Genomic DNA, 26,577 nt, shown 5'->3' on the forward strand with positions numbered 1-26,577 from the left:
ACGATGGGGACAGGAGCATCCTGTGCGCAAACCTGTGACAGGTACAGGGACTTGACGCGGAGGCTCCGACGCCTCTCTAAGGGCAGGTCTCGAACGCGTACCCGTCGTCACCGGGCGTGACGAGATCACGGTCGCGGAGGACCATCGAGGAGGGCGCGTCGCCGTCTGCGCACATCTCGATGAACGGGCGGGGGAGTTCATCCGTGTACTCGATGTCGATGACGTGCTCTCCGTAGACCGCGGTGTACACGCCGCACTCCCGGTACACCGCGCATTCCTCGGTGACCGCGAAGTCGAAGCCCGCTTGCTCGTGCAGTGTGGATGCGTCTTCCGCGGCGTTCTTCTGTCCGGCAGCAAGCCCCGCCGCGTGGGCGGCCTCGACGTAGAGGGTCGCCAGCGCGAGGTTGTCCTCGAGCGAGAGCGCGCCGTCCGACCGCGAGTACGAGTCGAGGTTGTCGAACTCCACGGCATCGAAACCCGACTCGGCGCAGCCCTCGATCCACGCGGTCACGGTGTCGGCGATCCGCTCGCGGCGCTCGGCGCTCGCCGTGTCGAGCAGGGCCTCATCCGGCCAATCCGGATCGAACACGACCTCGCCGTCGTGCCGCAGCAGGAGATCGTCGGGCCAGGAACCGAGCTCAGCCGGTTGGGTCTGGAAACCGTTGACGTAGCAGATCGAGTAGACGCCCGGTGCGGGATCGGCACCACGGTCGCGCCCCACGATGCCGACTTCCGACGCGGGATCATAGGCACCACCGAGCTGATAATCCGGAACGGCACCGGCCGGCGGGAGCGCAGGGGCGCGCTCGGACTGGGGCGTCGCCGGAGCAGCTGCACACCCTCCGAGCGTGAGCACCAGTGCCACGAGGGCGGAGAGCGGCGCGCCCCGGCGCGTCCGACCGTCGGGTCTGCGCGGGCCCCTCGACGAGGTCAATGCGGATCCGTGCCGGAGGCCGCGATGTCCGCCGGGACGGGCTCGGCCGGATTGCGACGGATGCCGATCCACGACACCACCCCGCCGATCACGAGCAGTATCGCGGTGACCCACGCCGCACTGTGGAACCCGTCGAGGTCGAGCTGCCCTCCGACGATCGTGGAGAGCATCGCGACCACGAGCAGCCCGGCGACGCGGGAGACGGCGTTGTTGACTGCCGAGGCGATGCCGGAGTGGTTCTCATCGATCGCACCGAGAATCGCGGCGGTCAGCGGGGCCACGGTGAGAGACAGACCGAGACCCATCACGATCATCGCGGGCAGCACCTGCCACCAGTAGTCGAAATCGTCGGCGACCGACAAGAGCATCAGTGCTCCGACGGCCATGATCAGCGGTCCGACCGTCATGAAGATGCGCGGACCCCACCTGCCCGCCCAGCGACCGGCGCGCGAGCTCACCAGGATCATCAGGATGGTCATCGGCAGGCTCGCGAGGCCGGCGGCCGTCGCGCTCAGCCCGGCACCCTGCTGCAGATAGACGCCCACGACGAAGCCGTTGAGCGACAGGGCGGCGTACACGAAGAGGGTGGCGAGGTTTCCCCAGCCGAAGTCGCGCACGCGGAACAGCCAGAGCGGCATGAGCGGGGAGGCGGAGTGCTGCTGGCGCCACAGGAACAACCCGAACAGCGCGGCGCCGGCGACCGCGGGGATCCAGATGGCGGGCGACTGCCATCCCATGTTGGGCTGCTCGATCAGCGCGAACACCACGGCGCCGAGCCCGATCGCGCACAGGGCACCGCTCCACCAGTCGACCTTGATACCGCGCGGATGCTCGGGCAGATGCAGACGGGCCAGCAGGAACAGGGTGATCGCGATGGGGACGACGTTGATGAGGAAGACGAACCGCCAGGAGATGAAGTCGACGAACAAGCCGCCCAGCAGCGGCCCGACCAGTTGCGCCCCCGTGGTGAACGCGGTCCACACCCCGATGGCCCGGGCCTGGACATCGGCGCGCATGGTCGCGGTGATCAGCGCGAGCGAGCTCGGGACCAGCAGTGCTCCGGCGGCGCCCTGTGCGGCCCGGGCGACGATCAGCATCAGCGGGTCGACGGCGGCGGCGACCGCGATGGAGGCGATGCCGAAGGAGACCAGGCCGATGCGCATCACGAGGACGCGTCCGTACGCGTCGGAGACGGAGCCTGCGAGCAGGATCAGGGCGCTGAGAGTGATCAGATACGCGTCGACCACCCACTGCTGTGTGGTGATGCCGCCGCCGAGTTCACGACTGATCGCCGGCAGTGCGACGTTCACGACCGTGCCGTCGAGGAACGTCACGAACGAGGCGAGCACGGCGATCGAGATCACGAGGCGCTGGAGAGGGGCGAAGGATGCCACAGGCCGACCTTACTCCCGGTGACGGACCCCGGGGGCGGTGGGGGGTCAGGCCACCGGTGCCGGGGTGCCTGCGGCGAGCAGACGGGCGAGCATCGGCGTCCCGCCCTGGTCGAGGGCCCGACGTTGCCGGTCGGCGCCGGTGCCGACCGCCCGCAGTCGGGCGATCCCTTCGCGGACTCGCTCGTCGTCGCCGAGGTCACGGAGAGTGGGGGCGATGACGGCGAGCATCCGATCGGCGACCGCCCAGGCGGCGGCGACCGCTCCGGTCGTGGGATCGATCATGCGGGCGTCCATCCCGTGGCGGGCGGCCGTCCACAAGGAGGCGTCGAGGCCGTCGATCCCGGCATCCCCGTGCGGCTGCTCGTCGGTGAGGACGATGGCGCGGGAGAGGACGGCGGCGAACACGGCATCCTCCGCGGTCAGCTGCGCGTCGAAGACCCGAAGCTCGACCGTGGGGAAGCGATCCGAGATCCGCGCCGCCCAGGAGAGGGCCGCCGGGTCGGTGATCGCCCGCAGATCGACGAGCCGCTCCACCTGCGTGCGGTAGTCGTCGACGTCGCGGAACCGGGGTGGGCTCCACGATCCCGGCAACCGGCGGATCAGGATGCTCCGCCAGCTCGAGAAGCTCGAGTCGCGTCCGCCCGCGAAGGGGCTGTTGCCGGTGAGGGCGAGCAGCACCGGGAGCCAGCCCCGCACCCGGTTGAGTGCGCGCACCCGTTCCTCGTCGTCGAGCACCTCCACATGCACATGCAGGCCGTTGACCTCGTGGTCACGGGTGAGGTGGCCGAGCCACGACGCGACGTCGTGGTAGTGCGCGGAGGGCGACACCGTCGAGGAGCGGGTCGTCGCGAAGGGGGTGCCGGTACCCGCGGCGATCGCGCTCTGCTCGCGGGCGTGCCAGCCTATCAGGCCGCGGAGATGGGTCGACTGCTCCTCCGCATCCGCGGCGGTCGACACCGGTTCCGTGAGGCATTCGATCTGCGAGGTCAGGAACTCCTTCGTGACCTCACCGCCCGTTCGCAGCCGGGTGATGCGCTCGCGGGTCCCTGCGGCGAGGGTGACCGGCGTGAGCGAGTGCGCATCGACGAAGAGGAACTCCTCCTCGATGCCGAAGCGCGTCATCCGCAGCCTCAGTGATCTCTGAGCGCGGAGATCAGCTCCGACTTCCGTTTTCCGCTGTAGCCGGTCAGACCCAGCTCCTTGGCTCGTCTGCGCAGCTCGGGGACCGTCCAGTCCTCGTAGTCGCCGTGCTCCCCGCCGCGGCGCCCGACCGCACTGCGGCCCTCTTTCGCGGCGGCGTTCGAGATGCGCGCGGCTTTCTCCTTGGATGCCCCGTCGTTCCGAAGCTCTTCGTACAGTTCGGGATCCTTCAGCGAGTTCTCGCGTCTTCCTGGCATGTGCTCGTCTCCTTCGCGCACTCGGAGGGTGGAAGTCAACCCCCTCGGGCAGATGGTCTTCTCGGGCTAGCGTGAGGGCACCGCAGTCGGGCGTCCGCGCCTGCCGAAAGAAGGGAAAGACCGATGAACATCCTCCTGATCATCGTCATCGTCGTCGCCGTGATCCTTGCGATCACCGGAGGACTGGTGCAGTCGCTCCAGTTCCTCCTGTGGGTCGGGCTCGTCCTCCTCGCGATCGCTGTGATCGCCTGGTTGATCCGAGCGATCAGCGGCAGCCGCAAGGTCTGACGACTCACAACGTCTGACCCATCGAGGTGAGGCCCGCCCTTCGGCGGACCTCACCTCTTCGGTGTCCGGGGGACCGGTCCTTACTTCTTGTCGAACGCGTCGCGGACGCTGTCTCCGGCCTTGCCGGCTGCGTCCTTCACGTCCTCGCCGGCCTGCTTGGCCGAAGCCTTCACCTGGTCCGCCTGGCCCTCGGCCTCGAGTCGCTCGTTGTCGGTGAGCTTTCCGACGCCTTCCTTGACCTTTCCGGCGGCCTTCTCGGCAGCGTGCTTCATGTCGTCTGCAGCACTCATGTTCTGCTCCTCTCGTGGGCGGATTCGATTGGGTCCGACCTTTCCACGCGGGCGCGGAAGCAGCTACGGGATTGACAATCGAGGCGGGTCGTGTCAACGTTCTGCCCCCCATCGACGCAGCGGGTGCGGAGGACTAGCCTGGCGCCAGGCGGGTGGTCGTGCCCGTCGACCCGACCGAGGAAGCGGTGTGCGATGGACTCGATGATGATGGGCGCCATGTCGAAGAACATGGAGTCGATGCCGGACATGCAGATGATGGACATGTCGGTGGTGCAGGCGTGCATGGATGCGTGTGCGGCGTGCGAACAGGCCTGCACGGTGTGTTCGACGCAGATGATGGACTGTTCTCCGGCCTGCATGAACTGCGCGGACATGGCGAGCACGATGATGCGATCGATGCTGCGGATGCAGGGGATGACGCCGGCCTCGATGATGGCCATGCTCGATGCGTGCATCGCCATGTGTCAGACCTGCATGGATGAGTGCATGGAGCACGCCGACATGAGCGAGGTCTGCCGCCTGTGCGCTCAGGCCTGCCAGGCGTGCATGGACGCGTGCGCGGCGATGAGGGACATGATGATGGCGGGTGCCTGAGCCGCGGTCGGCTCAGACGGCGGCGACGTTGAACTGCGTGCGTCCCACCGCGAGGACCGCGTAGCGGGCGTGCAGCGCCACCGGTGTTCCGGGCCCCGCCTCGAGTGCCGCGCCCGAGGCGTTCCACAGCGCGTGCACGGCGCCGTCGAGCGTGCGCACGACGAGGTCGCCCGCCACCGGGTCGGACGCCTCCACGATGCCGTCGACCCATTCCGCGGAGGTCGCCGAGGCGATGCGCGCCTGGATCAGGTGCAGAGCGTGACCCGGAGCGAAGGACGAGCAGCGGCCGCCGTTGCTGCACATGCACGCCGCACGCTCACGCACCGGGACGGGCGAAAGGCGGTTGAGCGGCGTGGACACGGTGGTCTCCTTCGCATCGATGTTCTGAAAAGAGTAGGTCGCCTGCCGATCCCGGGCGAGGCGGCCCGACATGCGGCGAAACATACGGGTGTAGAATCGCCGGGTGCTGTCGTCGATGAGCGCCCCTCGGGCGCAGAGCGGAGCTGCAGGCGCCCCTCGCGCCGCAGACAGAGGCTGAGGACCGGCCGGAGGCGGAACCCCGTCGCCGGTGTCGCGTCGTACCCGGCTTCCCTGTCCGGGCTCCTCACTCCGATCGACTCGCCCGTCGCGGCGAAAACCTGAAAGCACTGCTCCCATGCGTCCCATCGACGAGCGCGCCATCCGCGCCTCCTTCCTCAACGCCTCCCGCAAGGAGGTCTCCGACCTGTCCCTTCCGCCCGGCTTCGCTGAGATCGACTTCGAGCGGCTCGACTTCCTCGGCTGGGTCGACCCGAAGATCCCCCGTCGGGCCTACGTCGTCACCTGGGTCGACGACGCCGTGGTGGGCGTCTTCCTGCAGCGCGCCGAGCAGCGGGTGCTCGCCCGCGCCCAGTGCTCGTGGTGCGAAGACGTCACGCTCCGCAACGACGTGCAGCTGTACGTCGCGCGCAAAGCCGGACCTGCGGGGCGCAAGGGCGACTCCGTGGGCGTCCTCACGTGCGCCGAGTTCGGCTGCAACCGCAACGTGCGCATCCTGCCGCCGCTGGCCTATCAGGGCTTCGACCGGGAGTTCGCGCGCGACTTGCGCATCCTGCGCCTGCAGGAACACGTGGCGGGATTCCTCGCCGAAGTCGGCGGGCGCGCGGACTAGACGGAATGTGCGCGCTCGGTGATCCGGGCGCGCACATGCTCCCACGCAGGTTCCGCCAGAGCCGCCGACCGGCGGGCGAACTCGTCGAAGCTGCGCCGACCGGGCCAATCCGTCGGCAGCATCGACGGCGGCAGGCCCGGGTCGGTGTACGGCAGCACCCGCCAGCGGTCGATCAGCTGCACAGACGCGGCGAAGGGCTCCGTCGGCAACGTCGCGAGAGACGCCTGGAAGGCGAGGTGCTCGGCGCGCAGCGCGTCGAGGTCCCACCACTGGGCAGCCGCCTCGACGAGCGTGCCGGCCGGGGCAGGGGCGGAGGCCAGGAACAGCGTCGTCCAGCGCCGCGCGTCGAGCTCGTGGAGGATCTGCAGGGCCTCGTCCTTGAGGTGCCCGGGACAGATCCACAGCGCGGGCGACACGACTCCGGCACCGATCCACTGCAGTCGGCGACGCAGTTGATGACGGGTGCTGCGAGCGCTCTCCGGGATCGAGAAGGAGACCAGGCACCACGGGTCGGTATCCGTCATCTCGCGCATCTCGAAGATGCGACGGTCGCCGCGCTCCAGCATCGGGATCGCGGCCGGGTTCAACCGGTAGCCGATCGTGTCGTCGCGCTCGGCGAGCAGCAGCCCTTTCTGCTTGAGGCGGGTGATACCGGTGCGGGCTTGCGTGGGCGGGATGCCGAGGTCTCCCGCGAGTGCCACCAGGTCCGCCGCCGAGATCCATCCGCCGAGAGGACGCAGGAAGACGCCGATGAACGTCCGCAGCAGCGAGGCCGTGCTGCCGGGACGCGCATCGATGTCGTCGAGGACGGGGGCGTCCGGGAAGTCAGAAGTCACCGGACTCCAGCGCGTCGCGGACGGCGAGCACACCCGTGATCGTCTCGACGTGCGAGGTGCTCAGCGGGGAGAGGCCGAGGCGGATGCCGTCGGGGAAGCGAAAGTCCGGGATGATCCCCTCCGCCCACAGCTTCCGCGTCACGTCCCGGAAGTCGGCATGGCCGATCGTCACGTGTCCGCCCCGGAGTTCGGCGTCGCGCGGGCTGAGCAAGCGCACCCCGAGGGGCGCGAGGACGGCATCGTAGGCGCGGACCGCCAGATCGGTCAGGGACCGGGATTTGGCACGCACGCTCTCGATCGTCGACCCCTCGATCAGGTCGAGCATCCCCTGCATCGCGAGCATCGATGTGACCGGCGGTGTGCCGCTGAGCAGCTGGCGGATATCGCCGGACGGCACGTACTCGGGGCCCATCGCGAAGATGTCGGCGGCACTCCACCACCCCTGGATCGGCTGCCGCAGCACTCCGTGGAGCCCGCGGCGGAGGTACGCGAAGGCGGGGGATCCCGGGCCACCGTTCAGGTACTTGTACGTGCAGCCGACCGCGAGGTCCACGCCCCAGTCGTCGAGCTGCATCGGCACGACGCCGGCGGAGTGACACAGATCCCACATCATCAGCGCGCCGGCCTCGTGCGTGACCGAAGTGATGCCGGGCATATCCGCCAGGGCTCCGGATCGGTAGTCGACGTGGCTGAGCGACACCAGGGCCGTGCGCTCCGAGACGACCGCGGCCACGTCGGCGACGGTCACTCCGGCCACGGGGTCGGGTTCCAGCCAGCGCAGGGTCAGGCCGGTCTCGGCGGCGACGCCTTCGGCCAGGAAGCGGTCGGTGGGGAAGTTCCCCGCCTCGATCACGAGTTCCGTCCGGGTGGGATCGGCGGTCGCGGCGGCACGCATGAGCTTGTAGATCAGCACGCTGGTCGAATCGGCCACGACGGTCTGGCCCGCGCCGGCTCCGAGTGCCACGCGTCCGATGCGGTCGCCCAACTCCATCGGCAGCGCCATCCACTGTTCGTCCCAGGAGCGGATGAGCCGGGTGCCCCAGTCCTCGCGCACGAACGCGGCGAGCTTCTCGGGGATGTCGCGCAGCGGACGGCCGAGGGAGTTGCCGTCGAGGTAGGCCGTGACCCCCGGGGCGTCGGCGAACGCGTCGAGGTGCGAACGCAGCGGGTCGGCGGCGTCGAGGGTGCGCGCGAGGTCGAGCAGTTCACGGTCGAGGGGGTCGGTCATGTCACACCTTCAGGTCTGCGGGGATGAGGGGGCGGGCGGCGAGCGGGTCGGCGGTCGGGGGAGAGGCGCCGGGAAGGAACAGGAGCGTCGCCGACGGGGCGAGCGGATCCATCGGGGCGAGCGCGTGCAGGAGCGCATCGGAGTGGAGGCCGGCCTCGCGGAGGGCGGCGATCTCCCGGGCGTTCAGGTCGTTGGGCATCGGCCCGTTGCCCAGGTCGGTCCCGTAGAGCACGGTCCCTCCTGCCGCGTGGAAACGGCGGACGTTGTCGATCGCGATCGCGCGCGCGGGGCCGTCGTGGATGGCGAGGGTCGAGATCCACGATGTCGAGGCCGCCTGCCGAGCGATCTCCTCGTCTTCGAGGCGTTCCGTGAACGGGGCATGGGCGAGGCGGGCAGCGCCGAGGGCAACGACGCGCTGCGCCTCACCCGGTCCTTCGGCGTGGGCGACGACCGGGAGGGAGTGGCTCGCGGCGATGCCGACGATCGTGCGGAACAGGTCGTCCGAGAAGACCGGTCCGGCCGTGCTGTTGCTCGTGACCTTGAGACACGACGCCCCGGTAGCCGCCATCTCGGCCACCACGTCCGCTGCTGCTCTCTCGTCCGCGACCTCGCGCACCGAGCCTTCCGGCGCCCACTCGCGGTCGGAGGGGTATCCACCCGGGGCGGCGACGAACGCCCCCGCGAACTCGACGCCGACCCCGAGCGCGTGCGCATGCGGGTGCGGGTGCGGGTACGGGATCGAAAACGTGCCGGAATCGCGGGTCGCGGGCGCGTTTTTGATCCCGCCACCCGCGAGTCGGCGCAGCACGCCCGGGTTGCCGCCGAGGTCGACCACGCGTCCCAGGCGCGAACCCGACAACTGCGCGTGGTCGACGAGTTGCAGGTGCACGTGGTGGTCCGTGAACCCGCCCAGCACGACACCGTCGAGGCGGGGGAGGTCGGCGTCGGGGTGCCCATCGCTCAGCCGCACCCGCCCGTCGACGAGCTCGACGACGCCCTCACGCCAGCCGACCCCGTCGAAGAACGTCGCGGCGTGCATCAGCTGCCGATCTCGGTGCGCACGGCGTAGAGCTCGGGGAAGAACGTCAGATCCAGGGCGCGCTGCAGGAAGCCGACGCCGCTGGATCCGCCGGTGCCCACCTTCATGCCGATCGTGCGGGAGACGGTCTTGAGGTGCCGGAAGCGCCAGAACTGGAAGTTGTCCTCGAGGTCGACCAGGTCTTCGCACGCTTCGTACAGGTCCCAGTACCGGTTCGGGTCCTGGTAGATCTCGCGGATCGCGGGCACCAGCTCCGGGGTCTCGCGGTACGGCTCGCGCACATCGCGGTCGAGGATCGACGACGGCACCGGCAGTCCGCGCCGGGCGGCGAACCGCAGGAACTCGTCGTACAGGGTCGGCTTCTCCCACTCGGCCGTGAGCAGCGCGAGGTTCGCGGGGTGGTCGGCGAAGACGTTCAGCATCTTCTCGTTCTTGTTGCCGAGGGCGAACTCCACCGCGCGGTACTGCACGGACTGGAACCCGGACGAGTTGCCGAGCGCTCCGCGGAACTGTGCGTACTCGGTGGGCGTGAGGGTGGCGAGCACCGACCACTGCTGCGTCATCACGTCCTGGATGCGCTTGACCCGGGCGATGCGCTTGAGTGCTTCGCGCAGGTCGTCACGGGCGAGCAGCTCCCGAGCGGACGAGAGCTCGTGCAGCAGCTGCTTGAGCCACAGCTCGGTGGTCTGGTGCTGGATGATGAACAGCATCTCGTCGTGGTGCTGCGGCTCGCTCACCGGGTGCTGTGCCGTGAGCAGCTGGTCCAGCGCCAGGTACGACCCGTAGGTCATCCGGCCGGACAGATCGGTGACGATCCCGGATTCGAGGGCGCGTTCGTTCTCGGTGCTCATGCGCCGAACATATCACTTCTGTGGCGAGCGTCACAGGTGTGAAATGTTCTCGATCCGCATCAGTCGTCCGACGGCAGGGCCGGTGTGCGCGGCGGGGGAGTGCGCCGCGTGCCCGGAGCGCCGGTGGCTTCGAACGCCGCGGCCAGGCGCAGCAGCATCGTGTCGTCGTACGCTCGTCCGGCGAAGGTCAGGCCGATCGGCATGCCGATGTCGCTCATCAGCCCCATCGGAACCGTGACCGTCGGGATGCCGAGGTGTCGGATGGCGAGGTTGCCGTTCGCGATCCAGGTGCCGTTACGCCACCCCAGGTCCGCGGAGTCCGGGTTCACGTCCATGTCTGCCGGACCCACATCCGCGACCGCGGGGAACACCACGGCGTCGAGGTGGAGCGCATCCAGCCACTCCTCGAAGTCGCGGCGACGCGTCTCCTCCAGGCCCCGCAACCCGTCTTCGAGCTCGGGCATGTCCGTGAAGGGGGCATCGGGGTGGCTCCGCACCCAGTCCGGATACTCGGCGATGTCGTCGTCGAAGCCGGTGTAGCGGTCGGGGAGGGCGCCTTCCGGGTGCGGGAAGATCGTGGCCCCGTCGACCTCCGTGAGCGTGCGGAGAGCCGGATCGCCGTTCGCCTGCAGGAAGTCCTCCCACGCCCACGCCGAGAGGTCGACGATCTCGCGTCGCAGGTACTCGGGCGACACCAGTCCACGCGTTGGGAGGGTGGCGGCGCCCGGGCGGTCTCCCTCGTAGTTGGACACCACCGGGAAGTCGACCTCGATCACGGTCGCCCCGGCGGCGCTCAGGTCGCGGCGTGCCGCCTCCCACCGTTCGATCACACTCGCTCGCGTCTCGATGCGCCGACCCGTCGGGCCGCCGATGCCCGGGGCCTGGGCGCTCCCGGCATCCGGATCCGCATTGATGTACATCTTCGGGATGCCGATCCGCATGCCGTCGAGCGCTGCCGGGGTGCCGGTGGCGAGGGCCGCATACGAGTCCGGTCGGACCGAGGCGGCCGAGGGGATCGGGACCCACGGCTGTGCTCGCCAGAAGTCGCCGCGGGAGTCGGGGTCGTCGGCGACGATCACCTCGAGCACTTCGAGCAGGTCGGCCATGGTGCGGGTGTGCGGCACCACCACGTCCATCGTGGGAACGAGCGGCCAGTTGCCCCGGGTCGAGATCACGCCGCGGGAGGGGGTGTAGGCGCACAGGGCGTTGTTGGTCGCAGGGCCGCGACCGGAGGACCAGGTCTCCTCTCCGAGCCCGAAGGCGGCGAAGCTCGCGGCGGTCGCGGTGCCGGAGCCGTTGGAGGAGCCCGACGCGAAGGGTGCGGTGAGGAACGCGGCGTTGTACGGGCTCTCCGCTCGGCCGTAGACCCCAGGTTGCATGCCGCCGTTGGCCATCGGCGGCATGTTCGTCAGCCCGAGGCAGATCGCTCCGCCCGCGCGCAGGCGCTCGATCGTGAAGGCGTCGCGCTGGGCGATCAGATCTGCGAAGGCTGGGCTTCCGGCTGCGGCGGTGAGCCCCCGCACGAGGTAGCTGTCCTTCGCCGTGTACGGGATGCCGTCGAGGGGGCCGAGCACCTCGCCTCGGGCACGGCGGGCGTCGGAGGCTGCGGCCTCGGCGCGTGCGTCGGGGTTCGCGATCACCACCGCGTTCAGGGCGGTCGGCGTGCCCGGCGCATCGAAGGCGGCGATGCGAGCCCGGTAGGCGTCGACGAGGTCGACCGCGGTCGTGGTGCCGCTCTCGAGCGCGCGGCGCAGATCGGCGATGGAGGCTTCGACGACGTCGAACATCAGCGCGACCCGTCCACGGAAGGCTGCTGCTGCGTGATGCAGTGGATGCCGCCGCCGCGGTCGAACAGCGGGCGCGCGTCGACCGTGACCACGCGGCGTCCGGGGTACGCGTCCGCGAGGATCTCGCGGGCCGCGGCATCCGCCTTCTCGTCGCGGAACCCGCACGCGACCACGCCGTCGTTCGTCACGAGATGGTTGACGTAGCTCCAGTCGACGGGCCCTTCGCCGTCGCTCAGCGTCGAGGGCGCGGGCAGGTCGATCACTTCCACGCGGCGACCGGCGGCATCCGTCTGCTCGGAGAGGAGGGCGCGAAGGTCGCGGGAGACGGCGTGGTCGGGGTGCTGCGGGTTCTGCTGGTCGTGCAGCAGGAGCCGGCCGGGGGAGACGATCGTGGCGACGATGTCGACGTGGCCGTTCGTCCCGAAGTCGTCGTAGTCGCGAGTGAGCCCGCGCGGCAGCCAGATCGCCTTCGTCGCGCCGATCGTCCTGGCCATCTCGGCCTCGATCCGCTGTTTGTCGGCGTAGGGGTTGCGTCGCGGGTCGAGCTGCACGGTCTCGGTGAGCAGCACCGTGCCTTCGCCGTCGACGTGGATGCCGCCGCCCTCGTTCACGAGCGTCGAGCTCACGAGCTCCGCCCCGACGGCGCCGGCCACGATGCGGGCGTGCTGTGCGGCCTTGCGCCACTCGGCCCAGTCGGGAGCGCCCCAGCCGTTGAAGATCCAGTCGACGGCGCCGAGCACGCCCGGGCGCTCGTCGTCGACGACGAAGGTCGGGCCGGAGTCGCGCATCCAGAACTCGTCGACCGGTGCCTCCAGGATCTCGATGCCGGCACCGAGCATGCGTCGGGCCCGCGGGATCTCGCTCGGGTCGACCAGCATCGTCACGGGTTCGAACTCGGCGACGGCGTGGGCGACGGCCGTCCAGGTCGCGTACCCCTCTTCGCGCTCGGCATCCGTGGCACCGAGCGTCTCACCCTCCGCGGGGAACGCCATCCAGGTGCGCTCGTGAGGGGCCGTCTCGGCGGGCATGCGCCAACTCATCGTGATCTCCTCGTCGACGATCTCGGGCGGACGGAATCCGCTGTTGAACACGTGATCAACGAGTGATACCGTAGCCCGCGATGAAGATCACGTCAAGAAGCACCGCGCCGCGGCGGATGCCCCCGGAGGAGCGCGAGCGATCGATCGTCGACGGCGCGATCGCCCTGGCGCGCGAGGGCGGACTCGAGGTGCTCACGGTGCGTGCGGTGGCGGCGCGCGTCGGTGTCACCCCGGCCCTGGTCGCTCACTATCGGCCCGTCATGGACGCCTTCGTCGCCGAGATCTTCGGGCACATCGTCGCGGCCGAGCGCGATGAGGTGATCGCGGCCTTCGATGGCGTGGGCGACATCCGCGCGGGTCTGCACGACCTGATCGAGACCCTCCTCGACGGCGAGCGCGACGACGTGACACTGATCTGGGTGCAGGCCTGGGCGCTCGGTGCCCGCAACGACATCCTCGCTGCCCGCGTGCGGTCCGAGATGGACGGGTGGCAGAGCGCTCTCGAGCAGATCTTCGTCCGAGCGGCGGCAGCGGGAGTGATCGCCGACGGCCGTGCCGACACCGCCGCGTGGCTCCTGCTCGCCATGGTCGACGGCATGAATGCGCACTCGCTCGTGAAGTGGGCGCCGAGCGATCGCGCCGACCTCGCCCGCCGCGCGCTGTCCGCCGTCCTCGACAGCGCCGCACCCCACGCCTCCTCCCTCGCTTCCCCGACCGAACCCCGCACCGAAGACCAGTAAAGGAACGCTCATGGATGCTGTGCGCATGCACGCGGCTTCGCCCGAATCGACGGCGATCGTGGATGCCGTGCTCGACTACTCGCGCCGTCGCATGCTCGCCGCCGATGTGCCACTCGACAAGCCCCAGACCGAGGCGGAACTGAACCGTCTCGTGGGGGCGACGATCACCGACGCCGGGCTCGGAGCCCAGCGCGCACTCAGCGTGTTCGAGCACATCCTCGCGCCGGCTTGTCTCACCACGAGCCACCCGCTCTACCTGTCCTTCATCCCGACCGCCCCGACCATGGCGGCCATCGCGTTCGACCTCGTCGTCTCGGCATCCGGTCTCTACGGAGGGAGCTGGCTCGAAGGGGCAGGTGCGGTGCACGCCGAGAACGAGGTGCTCGCGTTCCTCGCCGGGGAGTTCGGGCTGCCGGACACCGCGGGCGGTGTGTTCGTGCAGGGCGGCACGATCGGCAACCTGTCGGCCCTCGTCGCGGCGCGCGAGGCCGCCAAGGCTCGGCTGGTCGCCCAGGGCAAGGAGCTCCCGGCGCGCTGGAAGATCGTGTGCAGTGCGGAAGCCCACTCCTCGAACAAGTCCGCCGCGCGGGTGATGGATGCCGACGTGGTGCTCGTGCCCGCGGGTGACGACGGCATGCTGCGTGCCGACGCGGTGCGCGAGGCGCTCGACACCCACGGCGACGAGATCTGCGCCGTCGTCGTGACCGCGGGTTCGACGAACTTCGGCATCGTCGACGACATCGAGGCGATCGCCGCGCTCAAGGACGAGTACGACTTCTGGCTGCACGTGGACGGTGCGTACGGGCTCACCGCGATGCTCGCGCCTGCCGCGCGTTCCCGCTTCCGCGGTGTGGAGCGCGCCGACTCGGTGATCGTCGACCCGCACAAGTGGCTGTTCGCGCCGTTCGACTGCTGCGCGCTGATCTACCGTGAGCCGGACCAGGGCCGCCGCGCGCACACCCAGCACGCCGAGTACCTCGACACGCTGACCGATGCCGAGGAGTTCAGCCCCTCGGACTACTCGATCCAGCTGACCCGTCGCCCGCGCGGGCTTCCGATGTGGTTCTCGCTAGCGACCTACGGGGTGGATGCCTACCGCGAAGCGATCGGCGCGACCATCGCCCTCACTGAGCGCATCGCCGCAGAGATCTCCCGCCGCCCGGAGCTGCGCCTCGTGCGGGATCCGCAGCTGTCGGTCGTGGTGTTCGAGCGCGACGGCTGGGAGCGCGCCGACTATGACCGCTGGTCGGCGGAGCTGCTCGACTCCCAGCGCGCCTTCGTCGTGCCCAGCTCGCACGCCGGTCGGCCGAACACGCGCTTCGCCATCCTGAACCCGCTCACGACCTTCGAAGACCTCACCGGCATCCTCGACACCATGAAGTAGATGGCCGTGCCGGATGTCGGGAGGATTCCCGGATGTCGGGGGAGTCGGCCCGATCTTCCCGACATCCGTCCTTCCTCCCGACATCCGTACCGGCGGCGGGAGCGGGTGCGGGCGCCGGGTGCGGGAGCGGCGCTCGGGGCGGGAGATCAGCCGCCCATGCCGGCGATGAGTCGCGTCAGCCCGTACTCGAAGGCGCGGTCGACGTCGCCGCCGAGGCGGAAGGCGCCGGCGAGCTCCATCTGCAGGAAGCCGGTCGCCCACGCCGTGAAGAGACGGGCGGCGTCGAGGGCGTCGTCCTCGCCGACCAGAGCGGAGGACGCCCGGATCACCGGCGCGGCGGAGCGCGCGAGGGCATCCTGGGGGGCCGCGATCGTGAACATCAGCCGGAACCCCTCGGGGTTCTCCTTCGCGAAGCCGCGGTAGACGTGCGCGAGGCCGGCGAGGTCGTCGCCCTCGTGCTCGAGCCGTGCGGTGAGGGCGTCGATCGTGGACACGGCGACCGCGGTGTGCAGGGCGTCCCGATCGCGGATCCGCTTGTAGAGCGAGGGGGCACGGACGCCGACGCGAGCCGCGACCGCCTGCATGGTGAGTCCCGCGGGTCCGGCGATTTCGAGGATCTCCCGTCCGGCGGCGACGATCTCCGCGATGGACGTGCGTTCGGGGGTCGGCATCGGTCCTCCTGGATGGCTATTGACATTAGCCATGATAGCTACGTATCGTAGCTATCGCAACAATCCCGAGAGGATCCGCCATGAAGCTCGCACCCCACCTGCACCGACTGGGCAACGACATCGTCGCCTCCTACCTCATCGACCTGCCCGAGGGGATCACCCTGATCGATGCGGGTCTTCCCGGGCACTGGCACGACCTCCAGCGCGAGCTCGAGCTGATCCGCCGTCCGCTGTCCGATATCCGTGGCCTCGTCCTCACCCACGGCGACAGCGACCACATCGGTTTCGCCGAGCGGCTGCGCACCGAGGCGGGGGCGCCGGTCTTCATCCACGCGGCCGACAGCCACCGCGTGCGCACGGGCGAGAAGCCGAAGACGGCGATGGGGCCTGCGAGGCTCGGGCCGACGCTCGGATTCTTCGCCTACGCCCTCCGCAAGAACGCCCTGCGCACACCGCACGTCTCCGTGGTGACGGAGGTCGCGGATGGCGACGTGCTCGACCTGCCGGGCGCTCCCGTCGTGATCGGGATGCCCGGTCACTCGCCGGGGAGCGTCGCGGTGCATGTCCCGGTCGTCGACGCCGTGTTCGTGGGGGATGCGCTCACGACGAGGCACGTGCTCACCGGCCGTACCGGCGCACAGCCCGCGCCCTTCACGGATGAGCCGGAGGCCGCTCTGTCCTCGCTCGATCGCCTGGCCGCGGTGTCGGCCTCCTGGGTGCTGCCGGGACACGGCGCCCCGTGGCAGGGAACGCCGTCCGAGATCGCAGCGGCCGTGCGGGCGGCCTGAGCGGGCGACGCCCTGGTTCAGCCGAGGATCGTGTCCGTGTCGCTGACGGTGATCTGCGGGGGATAGAGCCTCATCACCTGCAGTGCGGCCTCATGGTTCTCCGCCGTCGATCCGGCGCAGGCGTCTGTGGCGATCGTGACGTGGGCACCCGCATCCGCGGCGGCCAGCGCCGTCGAGATCACGCAGCAATCGGTCGAGACGCCGGCCAGCACCACGCGGCCTCCGCGGCCGACCACGGTTTCGAGCTCGGGCCCCCACTTGCCGAAGGTCGGCAGGTCGATCGTCGGGTGGGTGCTCACGGTGGCCGCCTCCGGCACGAGCGCGAACAGCGGATCGCTCGGCGGCTGATCCGCGAACGGCCAGGCGTCGAAGTACGCACCCCACGACGTCGTCCGGTCGGCGGTCGGCATCCAGCGGGTCACGAGGACGCGGTCACCGAAGGCGTCGGCCAAGGTGCGGATGCGGGGCATCGCCTCGTCGAAGAAGGGGGACCCCCAGGCGGACTCCGGCGCGGCGAAGATGGCCTGCGGATCGATCACCACCAGCCAGGTGTCGTCGAGCAGGCCCGCACTCACGCGTCCTCCTGGCGCCGGATCTTCCCGGCCCGGGCGAAGTACGTCACGAGGAACGACAGCACCAGCGCGAAGAACACCCCGAGGTTCGCGTAGGCCCAGTCCCCGTCCCTGCCGCCGACCAGGAACAGCAGATAGCCCTGCCAGTTGTTCCACGCGGCATCCTCGGCGAAGTTGTTCACGACCAGCCCCCACCCGATCACGCTGGTCACGACCATGGTGCCGATCGAGGTCCAGTCCCAGGCGCCGTAGCGGCCGCGGCTGTCGAACAGGGCATCCTCGTCGTAGTCCTTCCGGCGGCGCAGGATGTCGGCGATCAGGATGCCCGCCCAGGATGCGAGCGGGACACCCAGTGTGATCAGGAAGCTCTGGAAGGGCCCGAGGAAGTCGGTGGCGAAGAACACGACGAAGACCGTGCCGAGGGTGAGGATCACTCCGTCGATCGCCGCCGCGGACGGACGGGGGATGCGGATGCCGAGGCTGAGGAGCGTCAGCCCCGAGGAGTAGATGCCCAGCACCGCCCCCGAGACGAGGGCGAGCACCGCCGTCAGCAGGAAGGGCACGAGCACCCAGGTCGGCAGGATCGACGCGAGGGCGCCGATCGGGTCTGCGGCGATCGCATTCATCAGCTCTTCGTTCGAGCCGCCGAGCAGCAGGCCGAAGACGACCAGGATGACCGGCGCGACCGAACCGCCGATGGTGTTCCACACCACGATCGCCCCGTCGGACGCTGTGCGCTTCTGGTAGCGGGACCAGTCGGCGGCGATGTTGATCCAGCCCAGTCCGAATCCGGTCATCACCATGACGAGTGCGCCGATGACCTGGCCGATGCCGCCGTCCGGGCGGGCCAGCACCGCGGCGAGGTCGATCTGCGGCGCCGCCAGCACGATGTAGAGCACGGTGACGACGCCGGTGATCCAGGTGAGCACCGACTGCATCCGCATGATCGTGTGATAGCCCAGCACGGATGCCGTGACGATCAGCGCCGCGACGATCACGGTCGCGACGATCTTGAGTCCGATGCTGTCTCCGTCGCCGCCGAGCTGGGTGATCACGGTCGCGGTCGCGAGCACGGCCATGATCGCGAGGAAGGTCTCCCAGCCGATCGAGGTCAGCCACGAGACGATGCCCGGGACCTTCTGGCCCTGCACGCCGAAGGCCGCGCGCGAGAGCACCATGGTCGGCGCCGAACCGCGCTTGCCGGCGATCGCGATCAGCCCGCAGAGCAGGAACGACACCACGATGCCGAGGACCGATACGAGGGTCGCCTGCCAGAACGAGATGCCGAAGCCGAGCACGAACGACCCGTACGACATCCCGAAGACCGACACGTTCGCCGCGAACCAGGGCCAGAAGAGGTCGCGGGGTCGCGCGGTGCGCTCCGACTCGGGGATGATCTCGATGCCCGCGCGCTCGATGAGGGCTGGCTTGATGTCCGTCATGCTGACATCCTGGCACTGCCGCCCCGTCGCCGGGCGGACTTCTGCGGTCGAACCGCGCCAGAAGGCTCAGCCGGCGAAGAACGCCTGTGCGGTGCGCGTGAGGTCGTGGAGGTCGGAGACCCCGGCGAGTTCGCGGGCGGAGTGCATCGAGAGGATCGGGATGCCGACGTCCACCGTGCGGATGCCGAGGCGCGTCGCGGTGATGGGGCCGATCGTCGAGCCGCAGGGCACGCTGTTGTTCGACACGAACTCCTGGGCCGTCACCCCGGCCCGCTCGCACCAGGACAGCCAGGACGCGGTGCCGACGGCATCCGTCGCGTACCGCTGGTTGGCGTTGATCTTCAGGATCGGCCCCGACCCGAGCACCGGCTGCACGACGGGGTCATGCTTGGCGGCGTAGTTGGGGTGCACGGAGTGTCCGACATCGCTCGACAGGCACCACGACGACGCATACCCTCGGCGCCGCTCGGAGGCATCGGCGCCGAGCCCGGCGTACAGGCGCTCGAGCACGTCCTCCAGGAACGGGCCGGCCGCTCCGGAGCGCGACTCGGAACCGAGCTCCTCGTGGTCGAAGGCGGCGAGCACGGCGATGGGGCCACTCGCCCTCGGCTCGTGCGTCGCGAGCGCGACCACCCCGGCGTGCACCGAGGCGAGGTCGTCGAGACGGCCGGAGGCGAAGAAGGCGTCGTCCTTGCCGAACACGGCGCCGCGTGCGCTGTCGGCGATCACCACGTCGTATCCGCGGATGTCGGCGGCCGCCACGTCGGCGGAGGCGGCGAGCTCGGCGAGGATGTCGGCTTCACTCGCGTCGCCCAGGCCCCACACCGGCTGCGTCTCGACCTGCTTGTCGAGGGCGAGGCCGTTGTTGACGCCGCGGTCGAGGTGGATCGCGAGCTGCGGCAGGCGCAGGAGAGGGCCGGTGTCGGCGAGCACCACGCGTCCGTCCGCGAGGGCCAGGCGTCCGGCGAGACGCAGCTCGCGGTCGAGCCAGGAGTTCAGCAGCGGGCCGCCGTAGACCTCGACGGCGGCCTGCAGCCAGCCGCGCGACCCCGTGGTCGGCTGCGGCTTGAGCTTGAAGCCGGGGGAGTCGGTGTGGGCGCCGAAGATCTGCACGGGTGTCGTCGCCGTGGCATCCGCGGGCACCGTCCAGGCGATCGCCGCGCCGTCGCGGACCACCACATACCGCCCGCCCGCGGGTGCGGTCCAGGCGTCCTCCTCACGCAGCCGGGTGAACCCTGCGCTCTCCAGGCGTCGAGCGACCTTCGCCGCCGCGTGATAGCTCGACGGAGAAGCGGCGACGAAGTCGGCGAGATCCTCGGCGTGGGCGAGCGCGGCGGGGGTGACAGGCATGTGGCGACCTTCCTTCGGATGTGCGGTCCTTCGAGCGTAGTCCGGGGTCTGCATTCGGAATCAGCGCTACCGCGATTCCGCTCACCCGGGTTAGCCTGCCAGCGGGGGAGACGCCGGTTCGGGGTCTTCCGGGAACCGGGGAGAAACTTCACATGCGTGCGAACACACGTCTGTCCGTCCGTCGCGCCGTCGCGGCGGCCACATCGGCCTTGCTGCTGGCAGCGGGCCTCACGATCGTGACGGAGGCCGTCGCACCGACATCGGCGTCGGCAGCGCAGGATCCGACCAGTTGTCAAGGAACCGTCGCGCTCCAGAACGGCGGGTTCGAGGCGCCGGTCATCCCGAACGCCTCGGTGTCGCTGCTCAATCAGTCCCAGGTTCCCGCGTGGTTCACCACGGACACGCAGAACGCCATCGAGCTCTGGAGCAGCGGCTTCAACGGCGTCACCGCAGCCGCCGGCCGTCAGTTCGCCGAGCTCAACGCCTACAGCCCGAGCAGGCTCTTCCAGGACGTGGCGACGACGCCGGGGCAGACGCTCTCCTGGTCGTTGAAGCACCGGGGACGCGTCGGCACCGACGTGATGCGCGTCGTGATCGGCACGCCAACCGGCGCCCTCGTCCAGAGCGGTCCCAACCTCTCCGACGGAACCGGCGCCTGGGGCACGCACACCGGCACCTACGTCGTCCCGGCGGGCCAGACGGTGACGCGCTTCGGATTCGAGGCGGTCAGCTCATCGGGCGGCAACGCCTCCGTCGGCAACTTCCTCGACGACATCACCTTCGGCACCGGGCCCTGCCTGATCACGACCAAGTCGGTGACCAACCTCACTCGCGGTGGCACGACCGCTGAGGTGGGCGACACTCTCCGCTACACCGTCACGACGAACAACGGCGGAGGGAACCCGGCGGCGCAGTCGGTGTCATCCGACGTCCTCGCCTCCGGGATCGACTTCGTCCCCGGCTCCCTCAAGATCATCAGCGGCGCGGGCACGGGCACCCTCACCGATGCCGCCGGCGACGACCGAGGCTCCTACACCTCGGGCGATCGCACGGTGCAGGTGCGCCTCGGCGACGGAGGGAACGCCACCGTCGGCGGGTCCATCGGCGTCGGCGCCAGCACCAGCTACACCTTCGACGCCAAGGTCAATGTCTCGGCCGCGGCGACCACGATCATCAACGAGGCCCGGGTGGCTTTCCGGGACAACGTCGTCGGACAGGACCGCACGTCGGTCAGCCAGGAGACCCAGACGCCGGTGAACCCGGCCGCAGATCTCGCGATCACCAAGAGCATCGACACGGATCCGCTCGTCGCCGGCGAGCCCGTCACGTTCACGATCGGGGTGACGAACAACGGACCGCAGACCGCGACGGGTGTGACCGTCACCGATCCTCTCCCCGCAGGCATGACCGACGTCACGGTCGATTCCGGTGACGTGATCTGCACGGTCGCGGCGACGGTGACGTGCGACGTCCCCGACTTGGCCGTCGGTCAGAGCACCCAGATACAGGTGACCGGCACACTGTCTCCCTCGGCTGACCCCGGCGCCTCCGTGTCGAACACGGCCACGGTCACCGGAACCCGTACCGACCCGAACCTCGCGAACAACTCCGCCAGCGTGGTGAGCACGCTGTCCGCGGCGACCGACGTGTCGATCGTCAAGACGTTCTCCCCCTCCACGCCGGTCGCCGGTGAGCAGGTGACCTATACGCTCTCGGTCTTCAACGCCGGACCGTCCGAGGCGCGCAACGTCGTGGTCACCGACCCTCTGGACCCGGACACGACCTTCATCAGCGCTGACCCCGGTCAGGGAACGTGCTCTGCCCAGGCATCGCTCCTGACCTGCCAGGTCGGAACGCTCGCTCCCGGTGCCAGCTCCGTGGAGACCTTCGTCGTGGTGGAGATCAACCCCGGCGCGACAGCCGTCCTGCAGAACACGGCGTCGGTGACGACCAGCACGACCGACACGAACCCGGCCAACAACGTGTCGTCCGTCAGCTTCCAGCCCGACGTGATCGCCGACATGGCTGTCGAGAAGACGGCGTCCGCGGCGCAGGTCTCCGCGGGGGACACGATCGATTTCACGCTCGCGGTCCGCAATCTCGGAGCCTCCGACGCGGTCAACGTGGTGCTCGCCGACACTCTGCCCGAAGGATTCAGCGTGACCGGCGTCGACGGCCCTGCGGGAGCGGACTGCACCTCCACCGGGACTTCCATCCTGTGCGACTGGGCGTCGTTCCCGGTCGGCGGCCCTGCGAACGTGGTCGTGCACGCCGTCGTGGCCGCGGACGCCCCGATCGGGACGGTGACCAACACCGCGGCGGTGGCCGCTCCCGCGGACGACCGCGACACCACGAACAACGCCAGCTCCGTCGACGTCGAGGTCGTGCAGAGCGCCGACCTCAGCATCCAGAAGACGGCGCCGGCCACCGGTGAGCCCGGCAGCGCCTTCACCTACACGCTCACGGTCACGAACGACGGTCCGTCCGTCGCGCGCGGTGCATCCGTCACGGACACGCTCCCCGCCGGATTCCTGGATGCCACGGTCGACGACCCCGGCTGCTCCATCGTCGGGGGCACCGTCGGGTGCGAACTCGGTGACATCGCGCCGGGAGGATCGGTGGTCGTCGAGGTCACCGGAACCTGGAGCACCACGGCGACCGGGGTCGTCTCGAACACCGCGACGACCACGTCGGCGACCCCCGACCCGAACACCGACAACAACACCTCGACCGCCGATGTCACGCTCGCACCGAACGCCGATGTGAGCGTCGTCAAGACCACCTCGACGCCGACGGTCCCGCTCGAGGGAACCGCGACCTTCGAGGTGACCGTGACCAACGACGGTCCGTCCGCGGCTGCCGGCGTCGTGCTGGACGAACTCATGCCCGCCGGTTTCACACTCACTGGAGCAACGCCCTCCGTCGGCACCTGGTCGATGGAAGACGCGCAGTGGACGGTGGGGACGCTCCTGCCCGGGGAGTCGGCGACGATCACCGTGACGGCGACGGCCACCATGGAGGGCGCTCTCGTCAACACGGCTGTCGCGAGTTCACGAACACCGGATCCGGATACGTCGAACAACACCGGCACCGCGACGGTGACGGTGACGCCGTCGGCTGACCTGGCGATCGAGAAGACGATCTCCGCCGATCCGGCGCCCCTCAACGGCGCCGTGACCTACACGCTGGTCGTCACCAACAACGGCCCGAGCCCCGCATCCTCCGTCGTCGTGTCGGACGCGCTCCCCGTCGAACTGCTGAACCCGTCGACGACCACTCCCAACTGCGCGATCACGGGATCGCAGCTGGAATGCACGCAGCCGACCCTCGCCGTCGACGCCACCTTCACCGTGACCGTGACCGGGACGGTCGACCCGTCGACCGCGGGAACGGCGCTGTCGAACACGGCGACGGTGACCTCGGACACGCCGGACCCCGATACGGACGACAACACCTCGACCGTGACCGTCCCGGTATCCGGCACCCCGCAGGTCGAGCTCGTCAAGAGTGCCGGCGCTCCGACGGATACCAACGGGGACGCCCGCATCGGTGCCGGCGATACCGTCGCCTACACCTTCACGATCCGCAACACCGGCGACGTCACGCTCACCAGCGCGGTCATCACCGACCCGCTTCTGGGCGGCGCTGTGGCCTGCGCGGCGTTCTCCGCACCGCTGGTGCCGGGGGCATCCGTCACCTGTGCGCCGGTCGCTTACACGCTGACGCAGGCGGACGCGGACGCGGGGACCGTGAACAACACCGCCTCGGTGACCGCGCAGTCCGCTCAGGGGCCGGCGACCGACGATGCTGAGGCGAACGTCACGATCGCGGCGACCAACAGCATCAGCCTCGCCAAGACCCCGTCGACCGTGGTCGACGTGGACAACGATTCGGCCGTCGGCGCCGGTGACACCGTGGACTACACGTTCCGGGTGACGAACAACGGGACCACGACACTGCGCGACGCCGTGATCACCGACCCGATGCTCGGCGGCACCGTCACGTGCCCCGAACTCAGCGGCGCAGAGCTCGCACCCGGGCAGTCGGTCTCGTGCACGCCGATCACCTACACGCTCACGCAGGACGACATCGACGCCGGGCTCGTGCACAACGAGGCCTCCGTCACGGCGGACGCTCCGATCGGTACGGTGACCGATGACGCGCAGGCCGACGTCGACATCACGGGGACCGCCGCGATCGAACTGCTCAAGAACGTCGGGCGGGTGCTCGACGCGAACGGCGACGGATTCATCGGTGCCGGGGATACGGTCGACTACACGTTCTCGGTGCGCAACCTCGGAACGACGACTCTGAGCGCAGTGTCGATCTCGGACCCACTGCTGGGGGCCGGCGAACTGTGCACGATCGGCACCCTCCCGCCAGGCACATCATCCGCCTGCGGCACCTTCACCTACACGCTCACGCAGGCGGACGTGGAGGCGGAGATCGTCCGCAACACGGCGACGACGACCGGCACCAGCCCCCTGGGGCCGGTCACGGACGACGCCTCGGCCGACGTCGTGATCACCGGCACGAGTGCGATCGAGCTGAGCAAGACGGCGGGTGCGATCGCGCTCGGAGCGGACGGCCGGGCCGGTGCCGGCGATACGGTCGGCTTCACCTTCACGATCCGCAACACGGGGACGACGATTCTCCGGGACATCGTGCTTGACGACCCGCCGCTCGGAGGCTCGGTCGCGTGCGCTGCGCTCGACGGACTGGCGCTCGACCCGGGCGATGAAGTGATCTGCGGGCCGGTCGACTACACGCTCAGGCAACAGGATGTCGACGACGGCGTCGTGCACAACGTGGCCACTGTCGAGGGGCAGTCGCGCAACGGCAGTGCGGAAGACGATGCCGAGGTCGATGTGCCGGTCGTCGGGGCGGACGACATCGCTCTGTTGAAGTCTGCGGCGGCCGTGGTCGATGCGAACGACAGCGGACGCACGGATGCCGGTGACACGATCGCGTACACGTTCACCGTGACGAACACGGGCACCACGACCCTCTCGGATGTCACGGTCGATGACCCGCGCCTCGGCGCTGCCGTCACCTGCGATGCGACGGAGCTCGCGCCGGGGGAGTCGACGGTCTGCTCCGCCGGAGCCCCCGCGGAGCTCACGCAGGCCGAGATCGACACCGGGGAGATCGAGAACACGGCCACGGCCACGGGGACGGGCACCTCGGATGTGCCGCCCGTAGCCACCGATACCGTGGTGACCCCGCTCGCGGCACAGCCGGCCATCGCGCTGACGAAGACCGGCGGAGACTACGTCGACGTCGATCGCGACGGGAAGGTGACCGCGGGAGACACCATCGCCTTCCGGTTCACGGTCACCAACACGGGAGCAGTGACGCTGACGGACGTTCAGATCGACGACGGGAAGCTCGGCGGCCTCGTCGACTGCACGATCCCCGATCTCGCACCCGGGGCCACGGCGGACTGCGGTCCGGTGACGTACGTCCTCACGGCGGCCGATGTCGTGGCGAGCACAGTCGTCAACGTGGCGACGGTGAGCGGGATCGGCGGGACGGTGACGGTCACCGCCGCCGCGACCACGACGGTCGACCTGAACGGGCTCGCGGCCACCGGTGGCGTGATCACCGGGCTCGGCTGGGCTCTCGCCCTGCTCGCGGTCGGAGCCCTCGTGCTTCTGATCGCGCGCGTTCGTCGCCGCGAGATCCAGGTCTGACCCGGCTTCTGCCGCGTGAAGCGCCCCGCTCCAGGTTCGAGCGGGGCGCTTCGCGTTCCCGGGTGTTCACCACGGCGCGGTAGGGTCTTCTCGATAGCGCCTAGGGTTCCGGGGTTCACGCCCGTCTGGTCCGAGCGGCGCCACGGCACTCCTCCGCAGGAGAGCCGTCATCTGACAGGACAAAAGCCCGGAGGACCCTGTTCGTCGCGCCGTGCGTCGGACGGAAGGGTCTCGCCGTGTCGCCTCTCGCCTTCGTCCTGGTCTTCGGAGCCGCCATCGCCCACGCGGCGTGGAACATCATCGCGCACGGCATCAGCAGGGCCGGAGCGCCGTTCCTGTGGTGGGGTGCCGTCGGGAGCACCGTCGTGTGGGCCGGAGCCGTGCCGTTCACGGGCGGCCTCGGTACCGACGACGTGGGGTCCTTCGTCCTCGGTGTCGTCGTCTCGTCGATCCTTCACGTCGGCTACATGGCGGTCCTCCAGCGCGGGTATCAGCGAGGCAACCTCTCCACCGTCTACGCGACCGCCCGCGGCACCGGCCCCTTCCTCTCCGTGATCGTCGCCGTGCTGGTGCTGGGGGAGCGCCCGTCTGCGGTCGCGCTCGTGGGCGTGGCGGCGGTGATCGTCGGGGTCGTCGCCGTCGGTCTCGTCGATCGGGGCAGAGGGGCGGGGACGGGGCGGATCGATCCCGGCATCGTGTTCGGCCTGCTCACCGGCGTCGCGATCGCGATCTACACGATCTGGGACGCTCACGCGGTGCGCACGTGGGACCTCTCGCCCGTCGCGTTCATGGTCGGGACCACGGTGCTGCAAGTGCCGTTCTACTCGATCGCGGTTCGTCGCCGCTGGGATGCGGTGTGGGCGCTCGGCCGCACGCAGTGGCGCCGCATCCTCGCTTTCGGGATCCTCTCCCCGCTGTCGTACATCCTGGTGCTGACGGCGATCCAGATCGCTCCGGTCGCGCTGGTCGCACCGTTGCGCGAGGTGAGCGTCGTGCTGGTGAGCCTCTTCGGGGTCTTCGTCCTGCGGGAATCGCGTCCGGGATGGCGGATCGCCGCATCGCTCGTGGTCGTCGCAGGCATCGTGCTGCTCGCGCTCTGAGCGTCGTGG

At 69.8% G+C, this 26,577-nt stretch carries 24 protein-coding genes; 8 read left to right on the top strand and 16 right to left on the bottom strand.

The genetic code is table 11. The annotated features are described in order from the left end of the window. Window positions 1–76 precede the first annotated feature (76 nt). The 4 genes from KV397_RS02865 to KV397_RS02880 are packed head-to-tail and all read right to left on the bottom strand — an operon-like array spanning window position 77 to window position 3,725. Window positions 77–934 (bottom strand): endo alpha-1,4 polygalactosaminidase, encoded by an 858-nt coding sequence (locus KV397_RS02865; RefSeq protein WP_261812129.1) that lies wholly within the window; start codon window positions 932–934, stop codon window positions 77–79. After that, window positions 931–2,328: an MFS transporter gene (locus KV397_RS02870; RefSeq protein ID WP_131492319.1), complete on the bottom strand. Its 1,398-nt coding sequence runs from the start codon at window positions 2,326–2,328 to the stop codon at window positions 931–933. Before KV397_RS02870 ends, KV397_RS02865 begins: the two co-directional genes overlap by 4 nt. Window positions 2,329–2,373: 45 nt before the next feature. Then, complete coding sequence (locus KV397_RS02875; protein ID WP_261812130.1) at window positions 2,374–3,450, bottom strand: carboxylate-amine ligase; 1,077 nt, start codon at window positions 3,448–3,450, stop codon at window positions 2,374–2,376. Window positions 3,451–3,458: 8 nt separating this feature from the next. Then, window positions 3,459–3,725, bottom strand: a complete 267-nt coding sequence (locus KV397_RS02880) for a DUF7218 family protein (RefSeq protein ID WP_131492321.1) — start codon at window positions 3,723–3,725, stop codon at window positions 3,459–3,461. A 123-nt stretch (window positions 3,726–3,848) separates the two neighbouring features. Here KV397_RS02880 and KV397_RS02885 point away from each other — a divergent pair, with 123 nt between their 5' ends. After that, window positions 3,849–4,013, top strand: coding sequence for a hypothetical protein (locus KV397_RS02885; protein ID WP_017201713.1), 165 nt, complete (start codon window positions 3,849–3,851; stop codon window positions 4,011–4,013). An 80-nt stretch (window positions 4,014–4,093) separates the two neighbouring features. On the opposite strand, the gene KV397_RS02890 is transcribed toward KV397_RS02885, so the two are convergent. Then, window positions 4,094–4,303, bottom strand: a complete 210-nt coding sequence (locus tag KV397_RS02890) for a CsbD family protein (protein ID WP_047524645.1) — start codon at window positions 4,301–4,303, stop codon at window positions 4,094–4,096. A gap of 216 nt (window positions 4,304–4,519) precedes the next feature. Here KV397_RS02890 and KV397_RS02895 point away from each other — a divergent pair, with 216 nt between their 5' ends. Then, window positions 4,520–4,897, top strand: a complete 378-nt coding sequence (locus tag KV397_RS02895) for a hypothetical protein (RefSeq protein WP_240740505.1) — start codon at window positions 4,520–4,522, stop codon at window positions 4,895–4,897. A 12-nt stretch (window positions 4,898–4,909) separates the two neighbouring features. On the opposite strand, the gene KV397_RS02900 is transcribed toward KV397_RS02895, so the two are convergent. Then, entirely contained in the window at window positions 4,910–5,329 is a 420-nt protein-coding gene (locus KV397_RS02900; RefSeq protein WP_261812131.1) for a DUF1380 domain-containing protein, read from the bottom strand. A 223-nt stretch (window positions 5,330–5,552) separates the two neighbouring features. Between KV397_RS02900 and KV397_RS02905 the strand changes: the two genes are divergently transcribed. Continuing rightward, window positions 5,553–6,047: an FBP domain-containing protein gene (locus KV397_RS02905; protein WP_131492322.1), complete on the top strand. Its 495-nt coding sequence runs from the start codon at window positions 5,553–5,555 to the stop codon at window positions 6,045–6,047. On the opposite strand, the gene KV397_RS02910 is transcribed toward KV397_RS02905, so the two are convergent. From KV397_RS02910 to KV397_RS02935, 6 genes are read right to left on the bottom strand one after another with little or no spacing between them, the layout of a single operon-like run. Continuing rightward, window positions 6,044–6,883, bottom strand: coding sequence for a PaaX family transcriptional regulator (locus KV397_RS02910; protein WP_131492323.1), 840 nt, complete (start codon window positions 6,881–6,883; stop codon window positions 6,044–6,046). The two genes, KV397_RS02905 and KV397_RS02910, sit on opposite strands and share 4 nt — an antisense overlap. Further along, the gene (locus KV397_RS02915) at window positions 6,873–8,111 is read right to left on the bottom strand and encodes a kynureninase (RefSeq protein ID WP_131492324.1); all 1,239 of its coding nucleotides are present in this window, start codon (window positions 8,109–8,111) and stop codon (window positions 6,873–6,875) included. Before KV397_RS02915 ends, KV397_RS02910 begins: the two co-directional genes overlap by 11 nt. A 1-nt stretch (window position 8,112) precedes the next feature. Continuing rightward, window positions 8,113–9,150, bottom strand: coding sequence for an amidohydrolase family protein (locus tag KV397_RS02920; protein ID WP_261812132.1), 1,038 nt, complete (start codon window positions 9,148–9,150; stop codon window positions 8,113–8,115). Then, complete coding sequence (locus KV397_RS02925) at window positions 9,150–10,001, bottom strand: tryptophan 2,3-dioxygenase (protein ID WP_131494227.1); 852 nt, start codon at window positions 9,999–10,001, stop codon at window positions 9,150–9,152. The genes KV397_RS02920 and KV397_RS02925 overlap by 1 nt, the downstream gene beginning before the upstream one ends. Window positions 10,002–10,060: 59 nt before the next feature. Next, a complete protein-coding gene (locus KV397_RS02930) occupies window positions 10,061–11,788 on the bottom strand; it encodes an amidase (protein ID WP_261812133.1) in 1,728 nt (575 codons plus the stop codon). Next, window positions 11,788–12,828, bottom strand: coding sequence for an agmatine deiminase family protein (locus KV397_RS02935; protein WP_261812134.1), 1,041 nt, complete (start codon window positions 12,826–12,828; stop codon window positions 11,788–11,790). The genes KV397_RS02930 and KV397_RS02935 overlap by 1 nt, the downstream gene beginning before the upstream one ends. A gap of 80 nt (window positions 12,829–12,908) precedes the next feature. On the opposite strand from KV397_RS02935, the gene KV397_RS02940 reads away from it, so the two are divergent. Then, window positions 12,909–13,568 (top strand): TetR/AcrR family transcriptional regulator, encoded by a 660-nt coding sequence (locus KV397_RS02940; protein WP_261812135.1) that lies wholly within the window; start codon window positions 12,909–12,911, stop codon window positions 13,566–13,568. Between the two features lie 10 nt (window positions 13,569–13,578). Further along, window positions 13,579–14,952, top strand: coding sequence for a pyridoxal phosphate-dependent decarboxylase family protein (locus KV397_RS02945; protein ID WP_131494233.1), 1,374 nt, complete (start codon window positions 13,579–13,581; stop codon window positions 14,950–14,952). Window positions 14,953–15,098: 146 nt separating this feature from the next. Here KV397_RS02945 and KV397_RS02950 read toward each other — a convergent pair whose 3' ends face one another. Beyond that, window positions 15,099–15,623 (bottom strand): TetR/AcrR family transcriptional regulator, encoded by a 525-nt coding sequence (locus tag KV397_RS02950; protein WP_153242871.1) that lies wholly within the window; start codon window positions 15,621–15,623, stop codon window positions 15,099–15,101. A gap of 80 nt (window positions 15,624–15,703) precedes the next feature. Here KV397_RS02950 and KV397_RS02955 point away from each other — a divergent pair, with 80 nt between their 5' ends. Then, window positions 15,704–16,411, top strand: a complete 708-nt coding sequence (locus tag KV397_RS02955; RefSeq protein ID WP_261812136.1) for an MBL fold metallo-hydrolase — start codon at window positions 15,704–15,706, stop codon at window positions 16,409–16,411. 17 nt (window positions 16,412–16,428) lie between these two features. On the opposite strand, the gene KV397_RS02960 is transcribed toward KV397_RS02955, so the two are convergent. The 3 genes from KV397_RS02960 to KV397_RS02970 all read right to left on the bottom strand — a co-directional run bounded on the left by KV397_RS02960 (window position 16,429) and on the right by KV397_RS02970 (window position 19,775). Then, window positions 16,429–16,986: a cysteine hydrolase family protein gene (locus KV397_RS02960; protein ID WP_261812137.1), complete on the bottom strand. Its 558-nt coding sequence runs from the start codon at window positions 16,984–16,986 to the stop codon at window positions 16,429–16,431. Further along, complete coding sequence (locus KV397_RS02965; RefSeq protein ID WP_261812138.1) at window positions 16,983–18,425, bottom strand: purine-cytosine permease family protein; 1,443 nt, start codon at window positions 18,423–18,425, stop codon at window positions 16,983–16,985. Before KV397_RS02965 ends, KV397_RS02960 begins: the two co-directional genes overlap by 4 nt. A 66-nt stretch (window positions 18,426–18,491) precedes the next feature. Continuing rightward, on the bottom strand, window positions 18,492–19,775 hold the full coding sequence (locus tag KV397_RS02970; RefSeq protein ID WP_261812139.1) for a M18 family aminopeptidase: 1,284 nt from the start codon (window positions 19,773–19,775) through the stop codon (window positions 18,492–18,494). Window positions 19,776–19,927: 152 nt separating this feature from the next. Here KV397_RS02970 and KV397_RS02975 point away from each other — a divergent pair, with 152 nt between their 5' ends. Together KV397_RS02975 and KV397_RS02980 are read left to right on the top strand one after the other, a co-directional pair. Next, window positions 19,928–25,468: a COG1361 S-layer family protein gene (locus KV397_RS02975; RefSeq protein WP_261812140.1), complete on the top strand. Its 5,541-nt coding sequence runs from the start codon at window positions 19,928–19,930 to the stop codon at window positions 25,466–25,468. Between the two features lie 236 nt (window positions 25,469–25,704). Continuing rightward, on the top strand, window positions 25,705–26,568 hold the full coding sequence (locus tag KV397_RS02980; RefSeq protein ID WP_261812141.1) for an EamA family transporter: 864 nt from the start codon (window positions 25,705–25,707) through the stop codon (window positions 26,566–26,568). Window positions 26,569–26,577: the final 9 nt, after the last annotated feature.

The sequence above is a fragment of the Microbacterium aurugineum genome (genome assembly GCF_023101205.1).
GTDB classification, from domain to species: Bacteria; Actinomycetota; Actinomycetes; order Actinomycetales; family Microbacteriaceae; genus Microbacterium; species Microbacterium aurugineum.

What these genes read in the sequence shown, in the direction of transcription:
- KV397_RS02965 (WP_261812138.1), bottom strand. Translation starts at nt 18,425, where the DNA reads ATGACGGACATCAAGCCAGCCCTCATCGAGCGCGCGGGCATCGAGATC.
- KV397_RS02970 (WP_261812139.1), bottom strand. Translation starts at nt 19,775, where the DNA reads ATGCCTGTCACCCCCGCCGCGCTCGCCCACGCCGAGGATCTCGCCGAC.
- KV397_RS02885 (WP_017201713.1), top strand. Translation starts at nt 3,849, where the DNA reads ATGAACATCCTCCTGATCATCGTCATCGTCGTCGCCGTGATCCTTGCG.
- KV397_RS02940 (WP_261812135.1), top strand. Translation starts at nt 12,909, where the DNA reads ATGAAGATCACGTCAAGAAGCACCGCGCCGCGGCGGATGCCCCCGGAG.
- KV397_RS02930 (WP_261812133.1), bottom strand. Translation starts at nt 11,788, where the DNA reads ATGTTCGACGTCGTCGAAGCCTCCATCGCCGATCTGCGCCGCGCGCTC.
- KV397_RS02945 (WP_131494233.1), top strand. Translation starts at nt 13,579, where the DNA reads ATGGATGCTGTGCGCATGCACGCGGCTTCGCCCGAATCGACGGCGATC.
- KV397_RS02905 (WP_131492322.1), top strand. Translation starts at nt 5,553, where the DNA reads ATGCGTCCCATCGACGAGCGCGCCATCCGCGCCTCCTTCCTCAACGCC.
- KV397_RS02890 (WP_047524645.1), bottom strand. Translation starts at nt 4,303, where the DNA reads ATGAGTGCTGCAGACGACATGAAGCACGCTGCCGAGAAGGCCGCCGGA.
- KV397_RS02895 (WP_240740505.1), top strand. Translation starts at nt 4,520, where the DNA reads ATGTCGAAGAACATGGAGTCGATGCCGGACATGCAGATGATGGACATG.
- KV397_RS02880 (WP_131492321.1), bottom strand. Translation starts at nt 3,725, where the DNA reads ATGCCAGGAAGACGCGAGAACTCGCTGAAGGATCCCGAACTGTACGAA.
- KV397_RS02915 (WP_131492324.1), bottom strand. Translation starts at nt 8,111, where the DNA reads ATGACCGACCCCCTCGACCGTGAACTGCTCGACCTCGCGCGCACCCTC.
- KV397_RS02920 (WP_261812132.1), bottom strand. Translation starts at nt 9,150, where the DNA reads ATGCACGCCGCGACGTTCTTCGACGGGGTCGGCTGGCGTGAGGGCGTC.
- KV397_RS02875 (WP_261812130.1), bottom strand. Translation starts at nt 3,450, where the DNA reads ATGACGCGCTTCGGCATCGAGGAGGAGTTCCTCTTCGTCGATGCGCAC.
- KV397_RS02950 (WP_153242871.1), bottom strand. Translation starts at nt 15,623, where the DNA reads ATGCCGACCCCCGAACGCACGTCCATCGCGGAGATCGTCGCCGCCGGA.
- KV397_RS02925 (WP_131494227.1), bottom strand. Translation starts at nt 10,001, where the DNA reads ATGAGCACCGAGAACGAACGCGCCCTCGAATCCGGGATCGTCACCGAT.
- KV397_RS02900 (WP_261812131.1), bottom strand. Translation starts at nt 5,329, where the DNA reads ATGTCGGGCCGCCTCGCCCGGGATCGGCAGGCGACCTACTCTTTTCAG.
- KV397_RS02955 (WP_261812136.1), top strand. Translation starts at nt 15,704, where the DNA reads ATGAAGCTCGCACCCCACCTGCACCGACTGGGCAACGACATCGTCGCC.
- KV397_RS02975 (WP_261812140.1), top strand. Translation starts at nt 19,928, where the DNA reads ATGCGTGCGAACACACGTCTGTCCGTCCGTCGCGCCGTCGCGGCGGCC.
- KV397_RS02935 (WP_261812134.1), bottom strand. Translation starts at nt 12,828, where the DNA reads ATGAGTTGGCGCATGCCCGCCGAGACGGCCCCTCACGAGCGCACCTGG.